At 42.7% G+C, this 17,053-nt stretch carries 13 protein-coding genes and 1 pseudogene (1 of these 14 cut by a window edge); 9 read left to right on the top strand and 5 right to left on the bottom strand.

Annotated elements, in window-relative coordinates; all coding sequences use genetic code 11:
- Positions 1 to 48: 48 nt before the first annotated feature.
- Entirely contained in the window at positions 49 to 1,656 is a 1,608-nt protein-coding gene (locus E0E16_RS05050; RefSeq protein ID WP_130829333.1) for an NAD(P)/FAD-dependent oxidoreductase, read from the bottom strand.
- 135 nt (positions 1,657 to 1,791) lie between these two features.
- Positions 1,792 to 3,174 (bottom strand): sodium:proton antiporter NhaD, encoded by a 1,383-nt coding sequence (gene nhaD, locus E0E16_RS05045; protein ID WP_130829331.1) that lies wholly within the window; start codon positions 3,172 to 3,174, stop codon positions 1,792 to 1,794.
- Positions 3,175 to 3,306: 132 nt separating this feature from the next.
- Between nhaD and E0E16_RS05040 the strand changes: the two genes are divergently transcribed.
- Genes E0E16_RS05040 through ligA form a run of 3 tightly spaced genes read left to right on the top strand, consistent with a single transcriptional unit; the run spans position 3,307 to position 6,372 of the window.
- Complete coding sequence (locus E0E16_RS05040) at positions 3,307 to 3,708, top strand: (deoxy)nucleoside triphosphate pyrophosphohydrolase (protein WP_130829329.1); 402 nt, start codon at positions 3,307 to 3,309, stop codon at positions 3,706 to 3,708.
- On the top strand, positions 3,693 to 4,355 hold the full coding sequence (locus tag E0E16_RS05035; protein ID WP_130829327.1) for a B3/B4 domain-containing protein: 663 nt from the start codon (positions 3,693 to 3,695) through the stop codon (positions 4,353 to 4,355). Before E0E16_RS05040 ends, E0E16_RS05035 begins: the two co-directional genes overlap by 16 nt.
- Positions 4,356 to 4,395: 40 nt before the next feature.
- Positions 4,396 to 6,372 (top strand): NAD-dependent DNA ligase LigA, encoded by a 1,977-nt coding sequence (gene ligA, locus E0E16_RS05030; RefSeq protein ID WP_130829325.1) that lies wholly within the window; start codon positions 4,396 to 4,398, stop codon positions 6,370 to 6,372.
- A 474-nt stretch (positions 6,373 to 6,846) separates the two neighbouring features.
- Here the strand turns inward: ligA and E0E16_RS05025 are convergent, their stop codons facing one another.
- Complete coding sequence (locus E0E16_RS05025) at positions 6,847 to 7,593, bottom strand: nucleoside-specific channel-forming Tsx family protein (RefSeq protein ID WP_130829322.1); 747 nt, start codon at positions 7,591 to 7,593, stop codon at positions 6,847 to 6,849.
- A 99-nt stretch (positions 7,594 to 7,692) separates the two neighbouring features.
- Between E0E16_RS05025 and trmD the strand changes: the two genes are divergently transcribed.
- Positions 7,693 to 8,367, top strand: coding sequence for a tRNA (guanosine(37)-N1)-methyltransferase TrmD (trmD, locus tag E0E16_RS05020; RefSeq protein ID WP_130829320.1), 675 nt, complete (start codon positions 7,693 to 7,695; stop codon positions 8,365 to 8,367).
- A 112-nt stretch (positions 8,368 to 8,479) separates the two neighbouring features.
- Here trmD and E0E16_RS05015 read toward each other — a convergent pair whose 3' ends face one another.
- The gene (locus E0E16_RS05015; RefSeq protein ID WP_130829318.1) at positions 8,480 to 9,337 is read right to left on the bottom strand and encodes a patatin-like phospholipase family protein; all 858 of its coding nucleotides are present in this window, start codon (positions 9,335 to 9,337) and stop codon (positions 8,480 to 8,482) included.
- 86 nt (positions 9,338 to 9,423) lie between these two features.
- On the opposite strand from E0E16_RS05015, the gene E0E16_RS05010 reads away from it, so the two are divergent.
- From E0E16_RS05010 to E0E16_RS13510, 5 genes are all read left to right on the top strand, one after another.
- Complete coding sequence (locus E0E16_RS05010; RefSeq protein WP_130829316.1) at positions 9,424 to 10,821, top strand: aminopeptidase P family protein; 1,398 nt, start codon at positions 9,424 to 9,426, stop codon at positions 10,819 to 10,821.
- 118 nt (positions 10,822 to 10,939) lie between these two features.
- A complete protein-coding gene (locus tag E0E16_RS05005) occupies positions 10,940 to 12,145 on the top strand; it encodes a C1 family peptidase (RefSeq protein WP_130829314.1) in 1,206 nt (401 codons plus the stop codon).
- A gap of 134 nt (positions 12,146 to 12,279) precedes the next feature.
- Complete coding sequence (gene recJ / locus E0E16_RS05000) at positions 12,280 to 14,004, top strand: single-stranded-DNA-specific exonuclease RecJ (RefSeq protein WP_130829313.1); 1,725 nt, start codon at positions 12,280 to 12,282, stop codon at positions 14,002 to 14,004.
- 28 nt (positions 14,005 to 14,032) lie between these two features.
- Positions 14,033 to 15,946 carry a RecQ family ATP-dependent DNA helicase gene (locus E0E16_RS04995; RefSeq protein ID WP_130829743.1) on the top strand — a complete coding sequence of 638 codons (1,914 nt, stop codon included), beginning with the start codon at positions 14,033 to 14,035 and terminating at the stop codon, positions 15,944 to 15,946.
- Positions 15,947 to 16,066: 120 nt separating this feature from the next.
- Positions 16,067 to 16,231 (top strand): hypothetical protein, encoded by a 165-nt coding sequence (locus E0E16_RS13510; RefSeq protein WP_165444195.1) that lies wholly within the window; start codon positions 16,067 to 16,069, stop codon positions 16,229 to 16,231.
- 316 nt (positions 16,232 to 16,547) lie between these two features.
- Here E0E16_RS13510 and E0E16_RS14960 read toward each other — a convergent pair.
- Positions 16,548 to 17,053 (bottom strand): annotated as a pseudogene (locus E0E16_RS14960) (IS4 family transposase) (its annotated part continues 766 nt past the right edge of the window); the annotation flags it as partial.

The following is a 17,053-nucleotide window of genomic DNA, read 5'->3' as shown; positions in this document are numbered from 1 at the left end:
TGGTGCAAGACATTAGCCTACATAGACAGATGATATAGTGGGGGAGTATTATTTCATTATCTGTTTTTTGATGTCAGTCAGCGATGCTTCAACATATAATTTCGCCATCTCAGCACATCGTTCTCCATCCATACCCGCACTGACAATTCCTCCGGCATACCCGGCTCCTTCGCCACAGGGAAAAAGTCCGCGCAATCGCAGATGCATCAGGGTGTCAGGTTCTCTGAGAATACGCACCGGAGAACTTGTTCGCGTTTCGACAGCTATCATCAAAGCCTCCTTGGTGAGAAAACCATGAGCCTGTTTTCCAAAGGTTTGGAACGCCTCCTGCAATCTAATGGTAACGAAAGGTGGCATCCAAAAATGCAATGGGCTTGATATTAACCCCGGCGTATAGCTTGATGAGGGCAAATCATAGGACAAGCGCTTGTTTACGAAGTCAGTCATGCGTTGTGCCGGAGCAGTCTGCCGCATGTTGCCCTGTTGCCATGCGTCTTGTTCCATGCGTTCTTGAAAAGTAAGCATCCTAAGTAAGTCATTACCCGGCAGGTCATCAGGATTTACTTGTACCACCATTCCCGAATTTGACCATTTGGAACCTCTATTGGCAGTGCTCATTCCGTTGGTAACGATTTGCCGTGGTCCCGATGCGGAAGGAATAACAAAGCCCCCGGGACACATACAGAACGAATAAACACCTCGTTGGCGCGCCTGAGTTACAAAAGAATATTCAGCGGCGGGGAGATATTTTCCCCTACCTGTCTTATTATGATACTGAATTTGGTCAATAAGCTGCGATGGATGTTCCAATCTCACTCCCACGGCTATTCCCTTAGGCTCCATCTCAACTTTGCTTTCCGCTAAATAGCGATACACATCACGAGCAGAATGACCTGTGGCAAGTATGACCGGTCCATGAAACACTTTTTCAATTTGGATGTCGCTCTCGAAAACCGTCTTGGCACGAACCCCAATAACTTTGTTGGAATCGATGATAAAGGAGGTCATCTTTGTTTGAAAATATACTTCTCCCCCACACGATCGGATAGTATTTCGCATATTCTCAATCACTTTCGGGAGTTTATCCGTACCAATATGAGGATGAGCATCCGACAATATGGCAGGAGAGGCTCCATGCTGACAGAACACATTCAGAATTTTCTCCACCGAACCTCGCTTCTTACTTCGAGTGTAGAGTTTTCCATCAGAGTTTGCACCGGCTCCTCCTTCTCCAAAACAATAATTGGATTCGGGATTTACTTTCTGAGTTTTAGAAATCAAGGATAAATCCTTATTGCGTTCTCGAACAGATTTCCCTCGCTCAAGCACGATGGGGCGCAAGCCTAATTCAATGAGACGAAGTGCGGCAAAAAACCCACCGGGTCCCGCGCCTACGACTATTACAGCAGGAGCGGAACTTACATCAGCATATTCAGTTCTCACGAAAACATCATCGGTAGGTTCTTCGTTTATATAAACCCGCACTTTCAAGTTGATATATATATCCCTGTGTCGGGCGTCTATTGACTTTTTCAATGTGCGAACCGCATGGATGGTTCTCGCATCCAATCCCTTATCCCGGGCAAGAAACGCTTTAATGTTTTGTTCGTTGTAAGCTGTTTGTGGGGTAACCCTAAGTTGATATTCCTGTATCATAATTAATCAAAAAAAACTTACTCGTATATCTTCGTTAAAAAAAATACCCAAGAGGAGACTTCCAAGACAATGGGAGTGCGCCTTTTGGGTATAGAATTAATAAAGAAATCTATCGACCTCTATACTGCGACAAACTTATAGCGGAGTGGTTAAAAGGAAATTGCGAATAACCCAATAACTGAGAATCCCCGCAATATAGCCCACGAAAGCTATCCATGTAATCTTCTTCATATACCATCCGAAAGTGATTTTTTCCAAACCCATTACGACTACTCCGGCAGCACTGCCAATAATCAGCATGGAACCTCCCACACCTGCACAATAAGCCAGCAACTGCCAAAAGATGCCATCTACTGCCATATCCCCGGCAGCCTGAATGGGATACATACCCATACAACCGGCTACTAATGGCACGTTGTCCACAATGGATGAAAGCACACCTATAATTCCTGTTACCGCATAGTGGTTCTCATTGAATATATCATTTAAGGAACCACCCATCTGTGTCAACAATCCTATTTCCTGCAAACAAGCGACTGCCATCAAAATGCCAAGAAAAAAGAGGATGGTGGACATGTCTATTCTGCGCATGATATTGGAAACACGTTTAGCGAAATTTTGATTGCCTCCGTTCTTTCGATGCAAATGACGATAGAATAGCTCTGTTACCGTCCATAAGACGCTAAGGACGAGTAATATACCCACAAACGGAGGCAGATGGGTAATGGACTTGAATATAGGTACAAAGCAAAGACCTCCCACACCAACAATAAAAATTACCTTACGCTGCTTGCTTCCAAATTCCTCATCAGACACTTCAGATTCCACTATCTTTTCAACATCGCTTTCCATGTCGCCTTTCAACATGTACTGAAGGATGAAAGCCGGAATAACCATCGACACCAATGATGGTATAAAGATTTCCGAAATAACTCCCACAGCGGTAATCATTCCCGCATTCCACAGCATAATGGTTGTAACGTCCCCTATCGGTGAGAAAGCCCCTCCCGAATTGGCAGCGATGATAACCAAAGAAGCATATATCAGTCGATCGTTATGGTTGCGAATGAGTTTCCGCAGAATCATAATCATTACAATACTCGTCGTAAGATTGTCGAGTATGGCAGAGAGTATAAAGGTCATAAAAGCTATGCGCCACATCAAACTGCGTTTCGACTTGGTTTGCATGACATTTTTCACCCAATTGAAGCCGCCATTTTGATCCACTATCTCAACGATGGTCATGGCTCCCATTAAGAAAAACAAAGTCGTTGCCGTATCACCCAAATGACGTGTAATGACTTCATTGACAAACGTAATAACTTCTTGACCTACACCCTTAAAGTCGGGATGCATGATTTGTATGAAAGATGCCGGATTAATCATGTAAAGTGTCCAACAGCATACAAACATTAGTAAGGCAATAGCAGCCTTATTGATTTTTGTCAGGCTTTCCATTGCAATCAGGGCGTACCCTAATACAAAAGCAACAATAATTGAAATTGATAGTGTTGACATTTTTATTAAATTTAATTTGACGACAAAGGTACACAAAAGTTATGAGTAAGACATAAATAGTATGGGAAAAATAGAATAAGGATTGGAATTTCTCATAAATTTATAGTATATTTGTAGCAAAATCACAGTATCATGAAAAAGAAAAGAATAAATGTGGTCTGTGCCATCATGCGTGATGGTAACAAGTATTTATGCACACAAAGGCTCCGTAAAGGTCCCGATTACACAGCTGAACATTGGGAGTTTCCGGGTGGAAAAGTAGAAGATAACGAAAACGACTACGAGGCTTTGCGAAGGGAAATACGCGAAGAAATGGATTGGGACATATTCGTGGGCAGAAAGCTTGGAACAATAGAACATGAATATCCCGACTTTATCATCCATCTAAAAGCATACGAATGTCTTGCACGCAACAACAACTTCAAGTTACTTGCGCATTTGGACGCAAAATGGCTGGCCACAGAAGAATTTCCTTCCTTGAATTGGACGGAAGCCGACAAGTTATTAATAGAAAAGATATGGAGGTTACAGTAAGCAAAGAAATAGAAAAGGTATGTCCGAACTTCATTGGTGCTTGTGTGGACGCGCAAGTGAAAAACTCAAAGTTTTGTCCTGCTCTTTGGGATGAGATTCATACCTATGCCGCGCGATACAAAGAGCGATTAACCACAGAAAGCTTAAAGGAATTATCGGGAATAGCAGCTACACGCAAAGTTTATCGCGAGTGCGGAAAAGATCCTTCGAGATATCGTCCGGCTGCGGAATCGCTCATCCGAAGAATGCTTCAAGGAAAAGAACTTTATCAAATCAACACACTTGTCGATCTCATTAACCTTGCGTCTATCGCATTCGGCTACAGCATTGGCGGTTTCGATGCCGATAAGTTTGAAGGCAGTAAGCTCACGTTGGGCATTGGAAAAGAGGGCGAACCCTACGAGGGAATAGGAAGAGGAATGATAAACATTCATGGCTTGCCCGTATATCGCGATGCGGCAGGAGGCGTGGGCACACCCACTTCCGACAACGAGCGCACAAAGATAGCCATTGACACATCGCACCTTGTAGTCCTCATCAATGGGTACGATGGAAATGAAAAAGCCGTAAGGGACAATGCAGAATTTATTCAAGATTTATTGCGGAAATATTGTGATAGCGATGGTGGAACATACACCATTTATTAAATACCTCTGCCCATAACGACTTCAATTAATTTCTATGATTATGCAAAGCGAACAAGAACTACGAATGCAATCTCTCGTAACGAGGCTGAACAAAGCGTCTGACGCCTATTACAACGGACGGAGTGAAATCATGTCTGACCATGAATGGGATGCAGCCTTCGATGAACTCAAGGAATTGGAAAGGGAGACCGGCATTGTCTTACCGGATTCTCCTACCTCAAACGTGAGTGCTGACAACTTAGCAGGAGCGAAAGAACAACATGAGTTTGCGGCACTCTCGCTGGCGAAAACCAAGAAGACGGAAGAACTGGCGAAGTGGGCTGAAGGAAAACCGATATGGATTTCGTGGAAACTCGATGGGCTGACACTGGTCGTTACCTACGACAACGGACAACTCACCAAAGTCGTAACTCGCGGCAATGGGCATATTGGTACGAACATTACTCATCTTGCCCCTGCCATCAAGGGTATAAACCCTGCCATTGCGGAGAAAGGACATGTTGTAATTCGAGGAGAGGCCGTAATCAGTTATGCCGATTTTGAACAATTCAACATGGAGGCAGATGAGGAATATGCCAACCCGCGCAACTTGGCTTCCGGATCTCTGACCCTGAAAGAAATAAACGAAGTGAAGGAACGAAAAATCAGATGGATACCTTTCACGTTGGTATATTGTGAGAAAGATATAAGGTCATGGGGAGAACGCATGGAATTTTTGGAAGCAAATAAATTCAATACTGTTGAGCACGAACTGATAAAAGCCCCTTCTACCGACAATATTAATAAGGTGGTAAACAAATGGACGGAACTTGTAACCCATCGCATCAATCCCTATCCTGTCGACGGACTTGTCGTCTCGTTTGACGATACGGAATATGCCGCCGGAGGAAGCATCACCGGACATCATGCCACGCGCGCGGGGTATGCTTTCAAGTGGCAGGATGAAAGTGTGGAAACGCAACTCGACCATATTGAATGGTCATGCGCAGCCTCCACCATCTCGCCTGTCGCAGTATTCAATCCGGTGGATTTAGAAGGAACAACCGTGAAACGAGCAAGCCTCTGCAACATCTCGGAATGCGAACGTCTGGGGATTGGCGGTAAAGGGTCGCTTCTCTCTGTTATCAAAGCCAATAAGATTATCCCGAAAGTCATTCAGGTGAAGGAGAGAAAAGGAGTTTTTACTATTCCCGACACATGCCCTGTTTGTAAAGCAGAAACAGAAGTGAAAGAAAGTGAAAACAGCGGAACGAAAACACTCCATTGCACCAACGTGAATTGTCCGGCGAAGCAGTTGAAAAAATTTGCACGCTTCGTCTCGAAAGAAGGAATCAGCATTGATGGATTGTCAGAACAAACCCTACAAAAATTCATCAACCTCGGATGGGTTTCCGAATATGCCGACCTGTTCCACTTAAATGATTATGCCAACAAACTGCGTTTCATGGATGGATTTGGCAACAAAAGTGTTTCTAACTTATTAAGAGCCATTGAAAAAGCACGAGCTGTTGAAGCCCGACAATTGCTTTTTGCGCTCAACATCCCATTGGTTGGAAAAGATGTCTGCGCTCGTTTGCTCTCCGAGTATTCGTTGAATGAACTCATCCAAACCGCGAGAGCGACAACCGATTCTATGGTTTTTTCCATAATAGACGGCATTGGTCCTGAGAAAAGTTCGAGTTTCGTCAAATGGATGAAAGATGAAAACAATCGCATGATACTCGATGACTTGCTGCCGGAACTCATTATTTCGCAATCCGAATCTATCCCTAAAGGCATGCGTTGCGAAGGACTAACCTTCGTGGTAACGGGCGATGTTCATCATTACAAGAACAGAAATGAGCTTAAAGCCTACATCGAAAGTCAGGGTGGCAAGGTGGTTGGCAGCATCTCCAAATCAACCAATTTCCTTATCAATAACGATATTGACAGCCTTTCTGGAAAAAATCAAAAAGCAAAACAACTTAATATTCCGATTATCTCAGAAGACAAATTTGTGGAAGACTTTGTTAAATAGTGATAGCCGGCACATTGCAGAAAGAAACCCTCGTTTTTTCACTCACTTAGCCTACGACAACGCAGCTATCTTTCCAGCATGAATCACAAAATTTACAGGTCAGTGAAGGCTAAAAATTAGAGTCTGATTATCAATTACTTACACATGGCATTTTAAAAGCTTAGCTTTTGCGATGCAATAGCTAAGCTTTTGCTGTTCAAAAGCTTAGCTTTTAAAAGTCAAAAGCTAAGCTCTTATAATTTGATGCGCAAGTTTTTACAAATATAATCCGATGGATGGCACGATTAAGCATCGGTGGACAACGATAGTCCAACTATTATTGGCTGGACATATCCTCTGTACTGACAAGTGCAATTTTCCACTCGTAAACGAAACAGCAATCGCCCGAAACTCAGAGAGATAACAACACGATGTGATTTGTCTCGGGTGGATTGCCGAAGCTACGTGGCTTGACAGCTTAATGGCAGCTTCGAATTAAAATGTCCATTTGGCGGCAATGGTGGGAATGGCATAAAATCTATTGTTCCGCCCCTTATTATCCCACACGAAGTTATTGCTAATCTCAACTTCAGAACCAAGCGAAAGATTTATTTTGTCCCATCCTTTTAATGTATTCATGTTAAACCAAAACTGTGGCTCCGAAAGCAAAATGAGTTTTCCGTTTACGTTAGGATCATACCACACATCGCAAAAGCCACTGAATGAACATCTGCCTTTCGCAAAAGTAAGTCCCCAAACTTCAGTCAATTGGAATCCGTTGAATGGATGTGTTCCGGTGTGTCCGTTCTTAAAATAGTATTTATACATCAGCTGCACACTGAACGTTTTTGAAAAGTCGTGAGAAGCCCAATTCCACGCTCCACCCGCAAGAAATGCATGTTGGAAGCGATTTCCATAATATCCATCAAGCAGTTCTCCTGTCGCCGCACCCCCGTTATATTCAACATGAGCAGCCCATCTTTTGTCTTTGGTAAGATGGAATTCGCGGGAAATTTCCCAATAGACTCCTGTCGCGCCATCATTCTTATAGTCTATATCTGTGAAAAGATAGGTTGAACCCCACTTGTCGGGCTTGAACATTTCCAAAGTAGTGGTTACTGATGGGCGATTGTCCAAGTTGTCGTACAAATTGTGCCCCAAATCATAATGCAACTGTATGTCTTGAGCTTGCACATTTACAAAAGCAGCCATAAAGATGGCGAGGGAAAAGATTTTTCTCATGAGTTTTTAAGAATTATATTGAAAAACGGTGGCAAAGTTACAAAAAAATCCCAAGGAGTAAATAATATTGTAAAATAATTGGTAACTTTGTCGATAAATATGAGAATAGACATCATTACCGTATTGCCGGAGATGCTGGAAGGTTTTGTTCATGAAAGCATTTTGGCAAGAGCCGAAAAAAAAGGATTGGCAGAAATCAGATTGCACAATCTCCGCGACTACACCCTTGACAAGTGGCGACGCGTTGATGATTATCCCTTTGGGGGGCAAGCAGGCATGGTTATGCAGATAGAGCCAATAGATCGCTGCATCAGTGCTCTGAAAGAAGAAAGGAGCTACGATGAAGTCATTTTTACATCACCCGATGGCGAGTCTTTCACACAAAAAATAGCCAACGAACTTTCGCTTGGTGGCAACATCATAATATTGGCAGGACATTACAAAGGCATAGACCAAAGGGTTAGGGACCACTTGATAACAAGAGAAATCTCCGTGGGCGATTATGTGCTTACTGGAGGCGAGTTGCCCGCGGCGATTATAGCCGATGCTGTCGTAAGAATAGTACCGGGCGTGATAGGAGATGAACAAAGTGCCTTATCGGATTGTTTTCAAGACGATCTATTGTCAGCTCCCATCTATACACGCCCTCGCAGCTATAAAGGTTGGGATGTACCTGAAATTCTGTTGAGTGGCAACGAAGCCAAAATAAGACAATGGGAACTTGACCAAGCCATGGAACGCACGCGCAAATTGCGCCCCGACTTGTTAAAATGAGATTTTCTAATATCTGACAACACTCTGTTAATTAACTCTATCTCATCTTCAAACGCTTACATGAGAATTAACGAAGTGTTGTAATAATGAAGCCTAACCATTGATTTCAAGGTTAAATTTCATTATCCATAATAAATCGCTCACCTAATTGGAATCCTTCGGTATATAGGTCATCCAACTTTCTTATGTCTTTTTCCATTCGCCCTACAACAATGGGCTTCTCGGGACGAATGACTGATATTTCTCCTCTGGATTCATACTCATCAATCATATCCAACTGACGATTGTATGTTTTCAAGCGATGGCTTAAAACAACTCGCAAGCGAGGATAATTCTTATAGATAAACTTTGGCTGTTTGAGGTCTTTTCCATTATCGCGCCAACCTTTGTTCCGAGTGCAAATTACGACATTGGTACGATGACCGGTAACTATGGAACGCTGCAACGGAATGGAATCAACAATACCACCATCCAACATGGGAACACCATTTATCATCACGATCTTGCTAACGTACGGAAGACTGCTGGAAGCTTGAGCCAGTTCATTCAGCCTGTGACGATCTCCGCTGCATTCCTGCAAATATTCACTCCTACCGGTATTGCAATTGGTTGTTACCATTTCGAAAACACAACCATTATTTACTCTTTTGAAAAAGGTATCGTAATCAAAAGGTACCAATTCAAAAGGAAACCGATGGTACAGTAGGTCGGGATCAAAAATACAACCTTGTGTTACAAGATGCCGCAGACCGATATAGTTGTATTTTGACAACATCTCAATGTTAGAAACACGTGCACGTCGAGGCTGCTTGCTGATGTATGATAAACCGTTGCATGCTCCGGCAGAGACTGCTACAACATAATCAAAATACAATCCATATTTCATAAAAGCATCCAATACGCCGGCAGTAAATACGCCGCGCATACCGCCTCCCTCTAAGACTAAACCCGTATTTTGATTTATTTCCATAAAAATCTTGTAAAATACAATGCAAAGTTAATGATTTTGATGGAAATTTCATTATCTTTGCAACTAAACAATCAACCAAAACCTATATGTTTAGCAAAAAAACGTACATCAACCGTCGCGCCGAGCTGAAAAAGCTCGTAAAAAGCGGCGTGATTATTTTATTCGGGAACAACGAATCGGCAGTTAATTCACCTGCCAATAATTACTCTCCTTTCCGTCAGGACTCCTCTTTCTTGTATTATTTTGGACAACAAAGAGATGGGCTTGTAGGTGTAATAGACATTGATGAGAATAAGGAAATGCTCATCGGCGATGATATCGACATTGAAGACATCGTGTGGTTTGGAGGTGTAGATACCGTAAGGGAACTCGGTGAGCAAGTAGGGGTTGCTAATTCCGCTCCTATGGCAGAACTTAAAAGCATTTGCGATAAAGCACAGAAAGCGCAACGGAAAATTCATTTCCTTCCGCCCTATCGCTCAGACATCAAGATACAAATATCCGATTTGCTCGGAATCCATCCCAATAAACAAAAAGAAGCCGCAAGTTTGGAGCTGATTCACGCAATTGTAAAGATGCGTTCGACGAAAACGGCTGAAGAGATAGAAGAATTGGAACGTGCAGCCGTTATCGGCTACAAGATGCACACTACGGCAATGCGCCTAACAAAACCGGGACTAACCGAGAAGTTTGTAGCCGGCAATGTGGATGGAGTCGCCAATTCTTATGGCGCAATGGTTTCATTCCCAACCATCTTCTCCCAACACGGAGAAATCATGCACGGTAATCCTTCCATGGCAGAGTTACAAGCCGGAAGATTGGTACTTTGCGATTGTGGAGGTGAAACTCTGAACCATTATTGTTCAGATAATACACGAACTTTCCCTGTTAATGGAAAGTTTACGCAAAGACAATTAGATATTTATAATGTGGTTGTGGAATGCCACGATGCTGCATTACAATTGGCAAAACCCGGCATGAAGTACGCTGATGTACACTTTGCCGTATGTCGCATCATTTTTGATCGCATGAAAGAACTCGGACTTGCCAAGGGAAACACTGATGCTGCCGTGACAGCAGGCGCACACGCTATGTTCTTGCCACATGGACTTGGACACATGATGGGCATGGACGTACACGATATGGAAGCACTCGGGCAGATTTACGTGGGCTTTGATGAAGAGACGCGCCCCAACTTGGAACAATTCGGAACTAACGCACTTCGAATGGGACGTAGGTTGCAAGAAGGTTTTGTGGTAACTGATGAACCCGGTATTTACTTCATCCCCGCATTGATAGACGAATGGCGAGAAAAGAAACATTGTGCGGAATTCCTTAACTTCGATAAACTCGAAACATACAAAGACTTCGGTGGCATCCGCATAGAGGACGACTTACTCATCACAAAAGATGGTTGCCGGTTTATCGGAAAAGAACTCATTCCTTATCATCCAAAGGACATTGAGGCATTCATGAACGCTTGATTTCCGATAGAAACATAAACGGAATTAAACAACAAATCAATAATAATCAATTAAACAACATTTTTAACCAACCGGATAAGCTATTCCTAAAATTGACATTCCGGTAAATTTAAGAATTATGAGAAAAATTTTTGTATTCGCATTGCTCGCGATTTTTGCGACAAGCGTGAACGCGGCACCCAAAAAGGATGCAAAGAAAAACAACAACAAACCGGTTTTCACTGTAATCAAAGAAAATCCAATCACCAGTATTAAAGACCAAAATCGTTCAGGTACATGCTGGGATTATTCAACTTTATCTTATTTTGAAGCAGAAATTCTGAAGAAAACCGGTAAGACATACGACCTTTGCGAAAGTTTCGTAGCCAACAAGACTTACATGGATCGTGCCATAACCGTTGTACGCATGCACGGCGATGCCCAATTTGCACAAGGGGGGTCTTGCTATGACCCACTATACTGCATGAAGAATTATGGTATCTGTCCCGAGGGCATCATGCCTTTCCCCGGCTCACTTACGGGCGACTCCCTCTACAACTTTAACGAATTCTTCTCGGTAATGGAGCCTTACGTAAACGCTGTTGCTACCAACAAGGCAAGCAAGATCTCCGGTCAGTGGAAACCGGGACTTCAAGCTATCCTCGATTCTTATCTGGGTAAATGTCCGGAGAAGTTCATATATGAAGGAAAGGAATACACTCCCATGTCATTTGCTGCAAGTCTTGGACTGAATTGGGATGACTATGTAACAGTTACATCTTACACACACCACCCATTCTATTCTACATTTGCAGTAGAAGTACAGGACAACTGGCGCAATCCGCAGTCTCATAACGTTCCAATGGACGAAATGATGCAAATCATAGACAATGCCGTAATGAATGGCTATTGCATTGCTTGGGGTGGTGATGTTAGCGAACCGGGCTTCACACGCAATGGATTGGCTTATATGGTTGATGGCAAGAAGGTAGAAACCATGAAAGGCAGCGATATGGCAAGATGGTTGGGACTTTCAGCAGCCAAGAAGCGCAACATCATTGATGAGCTTGGCATGAACGTACCAGAAGTTACCCCAACGCAAGAAATGCGTCAAGAGCGTTTCGACAACTGGGAACTTACTGATGACCATGGTATGTTGATTTTCGGTATCGCGAAAGACCAGAATGGTAAAGAATACTATATGGTTAAGAATTCATGGGGCGAAACAGGCGAATACAAAGGCGTATGGTACATGACCAAGAATTTCATCGCTGCGAACACGATGGACTTCATGGTGAATAAGAATGCCATCCCCGAAAATCTCCGCAAGAAGATGGGGCTTTAACAGCATAAAAACTCATTCTTCTCTGATAACCCTAACTTAAAAGAGGATTATCAAGCAGAAATTAAAAAAGCGTAAATCTACACAGACTTACGCTTTTTTTTTGTACCTTTACCGCATATTAAAAAACAATTAAAATGCATTTCAAATGGAACTACACACCATCTACATCTGAACAGACAAACGCAGCTAAAGAATTGGGAGAAAAACTCAGCATGAGTCCTACATTGGCATCCCTGTTAATCAAGCGTGGTATCAATACCGAGAGTGCGGCAAAGAGGTTTTTTCGTCCTCAATTATCCGACCTTATCAATCCATTCCTTATGAAGGACATGGATATAGCCGTTGATCGTCTGAACGATGCCATGGGAAGGAAAGAACGTATCATGATTTACGGCGACTATGATGTGGACGGCTGTACGGCTGTAGCATTGGTGTATAAATTTTTAAGACAATTCTATTCAAATATAGACTACTATATCCCTGACCGTTACGAAGAAGGATATGGCGTAAGCAAAAAGGGAATAGACTATGCCAAAGATACAAATGTAAGATTGATAATCATACTTGATTGTGGCATTAAGGCAAACAAGGAGATTATGTATGCCAAAGGATTGGGAATAGATTTCATTATTTGCGACCATCATGTGCCGGATGATGATCTACCTCCTGCTACCGCTATCTTAAATCCCAAACGTCCCGATGACACATACCCATTTAAGGAATTGTGTGGGTGTGGAGTTGGTTTTAAATTCATGCAGGCTTTCGCTAAAAATAACAACATTCCTTTTTCACGGCTCATCCCCTTACTCGATTTTTGCGCGGTTAGCATAGCAGCTGATTTGGTACCGGTAGTAGAAGAAAACCGCATTTTGGCTTTTCACGGATTGAAGCAACTCAACCAAAATCCGAGTATCGGTCTGAAAGCGATTATTGACATTTGCGGTCTGAGCGGAAGGGAACTTTCCATGAGCGACATCATTTTCAAGATAGGTCCACGAATTAACGCAAGCGGAAGAATGGAAAACGGATGTGAAAGTGTGAATTTGTTGGTGGAACGCGACTTGCCCAGTGCGTTATTGGAAGCAAAACACATCAATGAATACAACGAAAAGCGAAAAGATGTTGATCGCCAAATGACTGATGAGGCAAACCAAATCGTGGAACGTCTGGAAAGTCAAAAACATCAAAACAGTATCGTACTGTACGATGAGAATTGGAAAAAAGGTGTGATAGGTATTGTTGCTTCCCGGCTAACGGAAATATATTGTCGCCCGACTATCGTACTCACAAAAGATGGTGTATTGGCAACCGGTTCGGCGCGCAGTGTAGCAGGATTTGATATTTATTCAGCCATAAAAAGTTGCAGCGATTTATTAATCAATTTTGGCGGACATACCTACGCCGCCGGACTGACACTCAATTGGGAAGATGTAAAGGCTTTCAGGGACAGACTACAGAAATATGTAGATGAGCATATTCTCCCCGAACAAACAGAACCAACTCTTGATATCGATGCAATAATCGACTTCAAAGACATCACGAAGAAACTTCATAATGACTTGAAGCGTTTCGCACCCTTTGGTCCCGGAAATCCCAAGCCACTCTTCTGCACAAAAAACGTGTTTGATTTCGGAACGAGTAAGGTTGTGGGTCGCGAACAGGAACACATCAAATTGGAGCTTGTCGATTCCAAATCAAACAATGTCATGAACGGCATTGCGTTCGGACAGAGTGAGTCGGCGCGCTACATAAAATCAAAACGTTCTTTCGACATTGCTTATACGATAGAAGACAATATTTTCAAGCGGGGAGCGGTACAGCTGCAAATAGAAGGCATCAGACCGTCTGAAGAAGATTGAGCCGAAATCAGTGAGTAAACAAGAGAAATTGACTTATAAGGATATCCTCCACAAATACTGGGGATATCCTGACTTCCGGGGCATTCAGAAAGAAGTTATTGAAAGCATCGGTCTGGGAAAAGATACGCTTGGTCTCATGCCCACCGGTGGCGGCAAATCGCTAACGTTCCAAATACCAGCATTGGCGAAGAAAGGGGTTTGCATCGTCATAACACCACTCATTTCGCTAATGAAGGATCAAGTAGATCATCTCAAAAAACAGGGTGTTCTCTCAGCCACCATCCATTCCGGAATGTCGCGCAATGAAATTGTTACCACACTCGAAAACTGTATTTTCGGAAGCATCAAACTTTTATATATCTCTCCGGAACGATTGTCATCAGATCTTTTCCAGGCAAAGCTCAAGCACATCAAGATAAGTTTCATAACAGTGGATGAAGCCCACTGCATCAGTCAATGGGGCTATGACTTTCGCCCGGCTTATCTCAACATAGCGAAAATAAGAAGACTTGTTCCGAACTCACCCATACTTGCCCTAACCGCGACCGCTACTCCGGCGGTTATAAAAGACATCCAGCAACAGTTGGAATTTAGGGAAGAGAATGTTTTCAAAATGAGTTTCGAACGTAAGAACCTTGCTTACGTTCTGCGAAAAACCGAAGATAAGCTCAATGAGATGCTTCACATACTGCAATCGGTAAAAGGCACAGCCATCATTTATTGCAGAAGCCGAAAGCGTACAAAAGAATTAGCAACTCTGCTTCTGAATAACAACATATCTGCAACATGGTATCATGCCGGCTTGGAACCTACGATAAAAGACAAACGGCAAACCAAATGGCAAAAAAGCGAAGTGAGGGTGATGGTGGCGACCAATGCTTTCGGAATGGGTATAGACAAGCCCGATGTCCGCCTTGTCATTCATGTTGATTTCCCAAATTCAATTGAAGAATATTTTCAAGAAGCAGGGCGTGCGGGAAGGGACGGAAACAAATCATACGCCATACTGCTCTATACGCCGGCTCACGATGAAAACATATTGAGAAAAAGAATAGACGACACATTCCCACCCAAGGAATATATACGACAGGTATATGAACATTTGGCCTATTTTTATCAGATAGGAGTGGGCAGCGGACACAACATGACATTTGAATTCCCGATAGATAAATTCTGCGTTGCATTCAAGCATTTCCCCATACGCGTCAACTCCGCGCTACATCTTCTCAGAAGAGCGGGATACATAGAATACGATCCTGACCCTGACACCAAAGCCAGAGTGCATTTCTTGTTAGGACGAGAGGATCTTTACAAACTCAACTCGCTTTCAGGTTATGAGAATAAGATTATCATTTCCTTACTCAGAAATTATGGAGGTCTGTTCACGGACTATTCCTTCATTGACGAGGGACATGTGGCGGAAGAAGCCGGTTTAGATCACAACCAAACGTATCTGACATTACAGAATTTGGCAAAAAAAAGAATCATTGATTTCATTCCAAGAAAGGACATTCCACTGATACGATACACAAAAGACAGAGAAGATGGGAAAGATATCATCCTCAATAAGAATGTTTACGAAGACAGTAAGGAACGATTTGTCGCTCGTATCATGGCTATAATCAGCTATGCGCAAAATGGAAAAGTGTGCAGAAGCCGACAGTTGCTGAAGTATTTTGGGGAAATAAAATCAGAAGATTGTTGTCAATGCGATGTTTGTCTCGAACATCAGACCGAAAAACATCCTGACATGCGGATAAGCCCCAAAGAACAAATCCTAACCCTATTGTCTGATGGAAAGAAACATTTGATTACTGAACTGAAATCAATAAGAACCGCAGACACTGATGCCGATTATTTAAAAGACACACTTAGGAACTTATTGGATGAAGAAGAAATCTCTATGGATGGAAGTTTCATACAACTCAATATGAACAATTAACCTTCAAAACATCATTTTTCCTATTTTTCGACAAATGAGGTTCGAGGCTTCCGCTCTATCCGGGCATGCTACTATTTCTAAAAAGTGTGCAAGTTACCTTTTCTTTGTAAGCATACAACCATGAGATTTGGCATATTTTATTCCAATGCTGAGAATAGCGCCAATCTCCTCACCCCTCCAATTCGCATTCAGGTGATGATAAACAAACGCTTGATAGTGAACATTCGTCCCGACCATCACCACGAAATTATATTACAAAAGCCGCATTGGGAATATGTCTCTTAATCTATTGATAATCAGGATGATATTAATCTTGATTTAAAAGCTTAGCTTTTGCATTCCAATTCATGACCTTTTCAATTGCAAAAGCTTAGCTTTTGGAAAGTGAAAGCTAAGCTTTGGATAGATGAATAAAGAAAATTTAGGACATTATTGAACTTTTCCCATATCGCCGGGAAGGATTTTTGCGTTTTCAATACCTCGGCTAACTCAAGGGAATATGCTTATTTATAATTATTACTGTCCGCTAAACATAGAAATCCTCATTCCAACTCATTGAGACACAATAGTTCGGATGACAGCATGTTAGTGACAAGCCCCCTTATTCATTTTCTGTTACCTCGGGTGGCGATTCAGCCGCTGCTTCAAGCATGAGTTTCATGTCGGCATCCGGCATGTTGAAGAAATTATTCATGTTGAGGTATTCCATAAGTACAATGCGCACCATAGTAGCCAGCCCTGAGAAACTCCACCGCCTCTGCAATGAGCTTTGCAGCAGTGACAGTAATAGATTGGCAATGAGTGTAACCCAAATCTGTATCTTGATGGCGTTGGCACTCTCCCCATAGAAGTATCTAAGCGGGAAGTTCTGTTTTATCTGCTTGAAAAGAGTCTCTATCTGCCACCTCCTGCGGTAGATGGCTACGATAGTCTCCATGGACATGTCAAAGTCGTTGGTAAGCAAGGACACCAACTTTGGCATCTTTCCCTTCTTGATATCCACATAGGTGATGATACGCGCTATATGGTTGATACCGCCCTTCCTGAACACCACCACCTGCTCACGATATTCCATCAGCCCATCCTCGTTCATATCCATGCAGTCTT

The organism is Prevotella rectalis, from assembly GCF_900607215.1.
Classification (GTDB): Bacteria; Bacteroidota; Bacteroidia; order Bacteroidales; family Bacteroidaceae; genus Prevotella; species Prevotella brunnea.
Note: the sequence above shows the minus strand (reverse complement) of the source record. Positions and strands in the feature narration are given on the sequence as shown.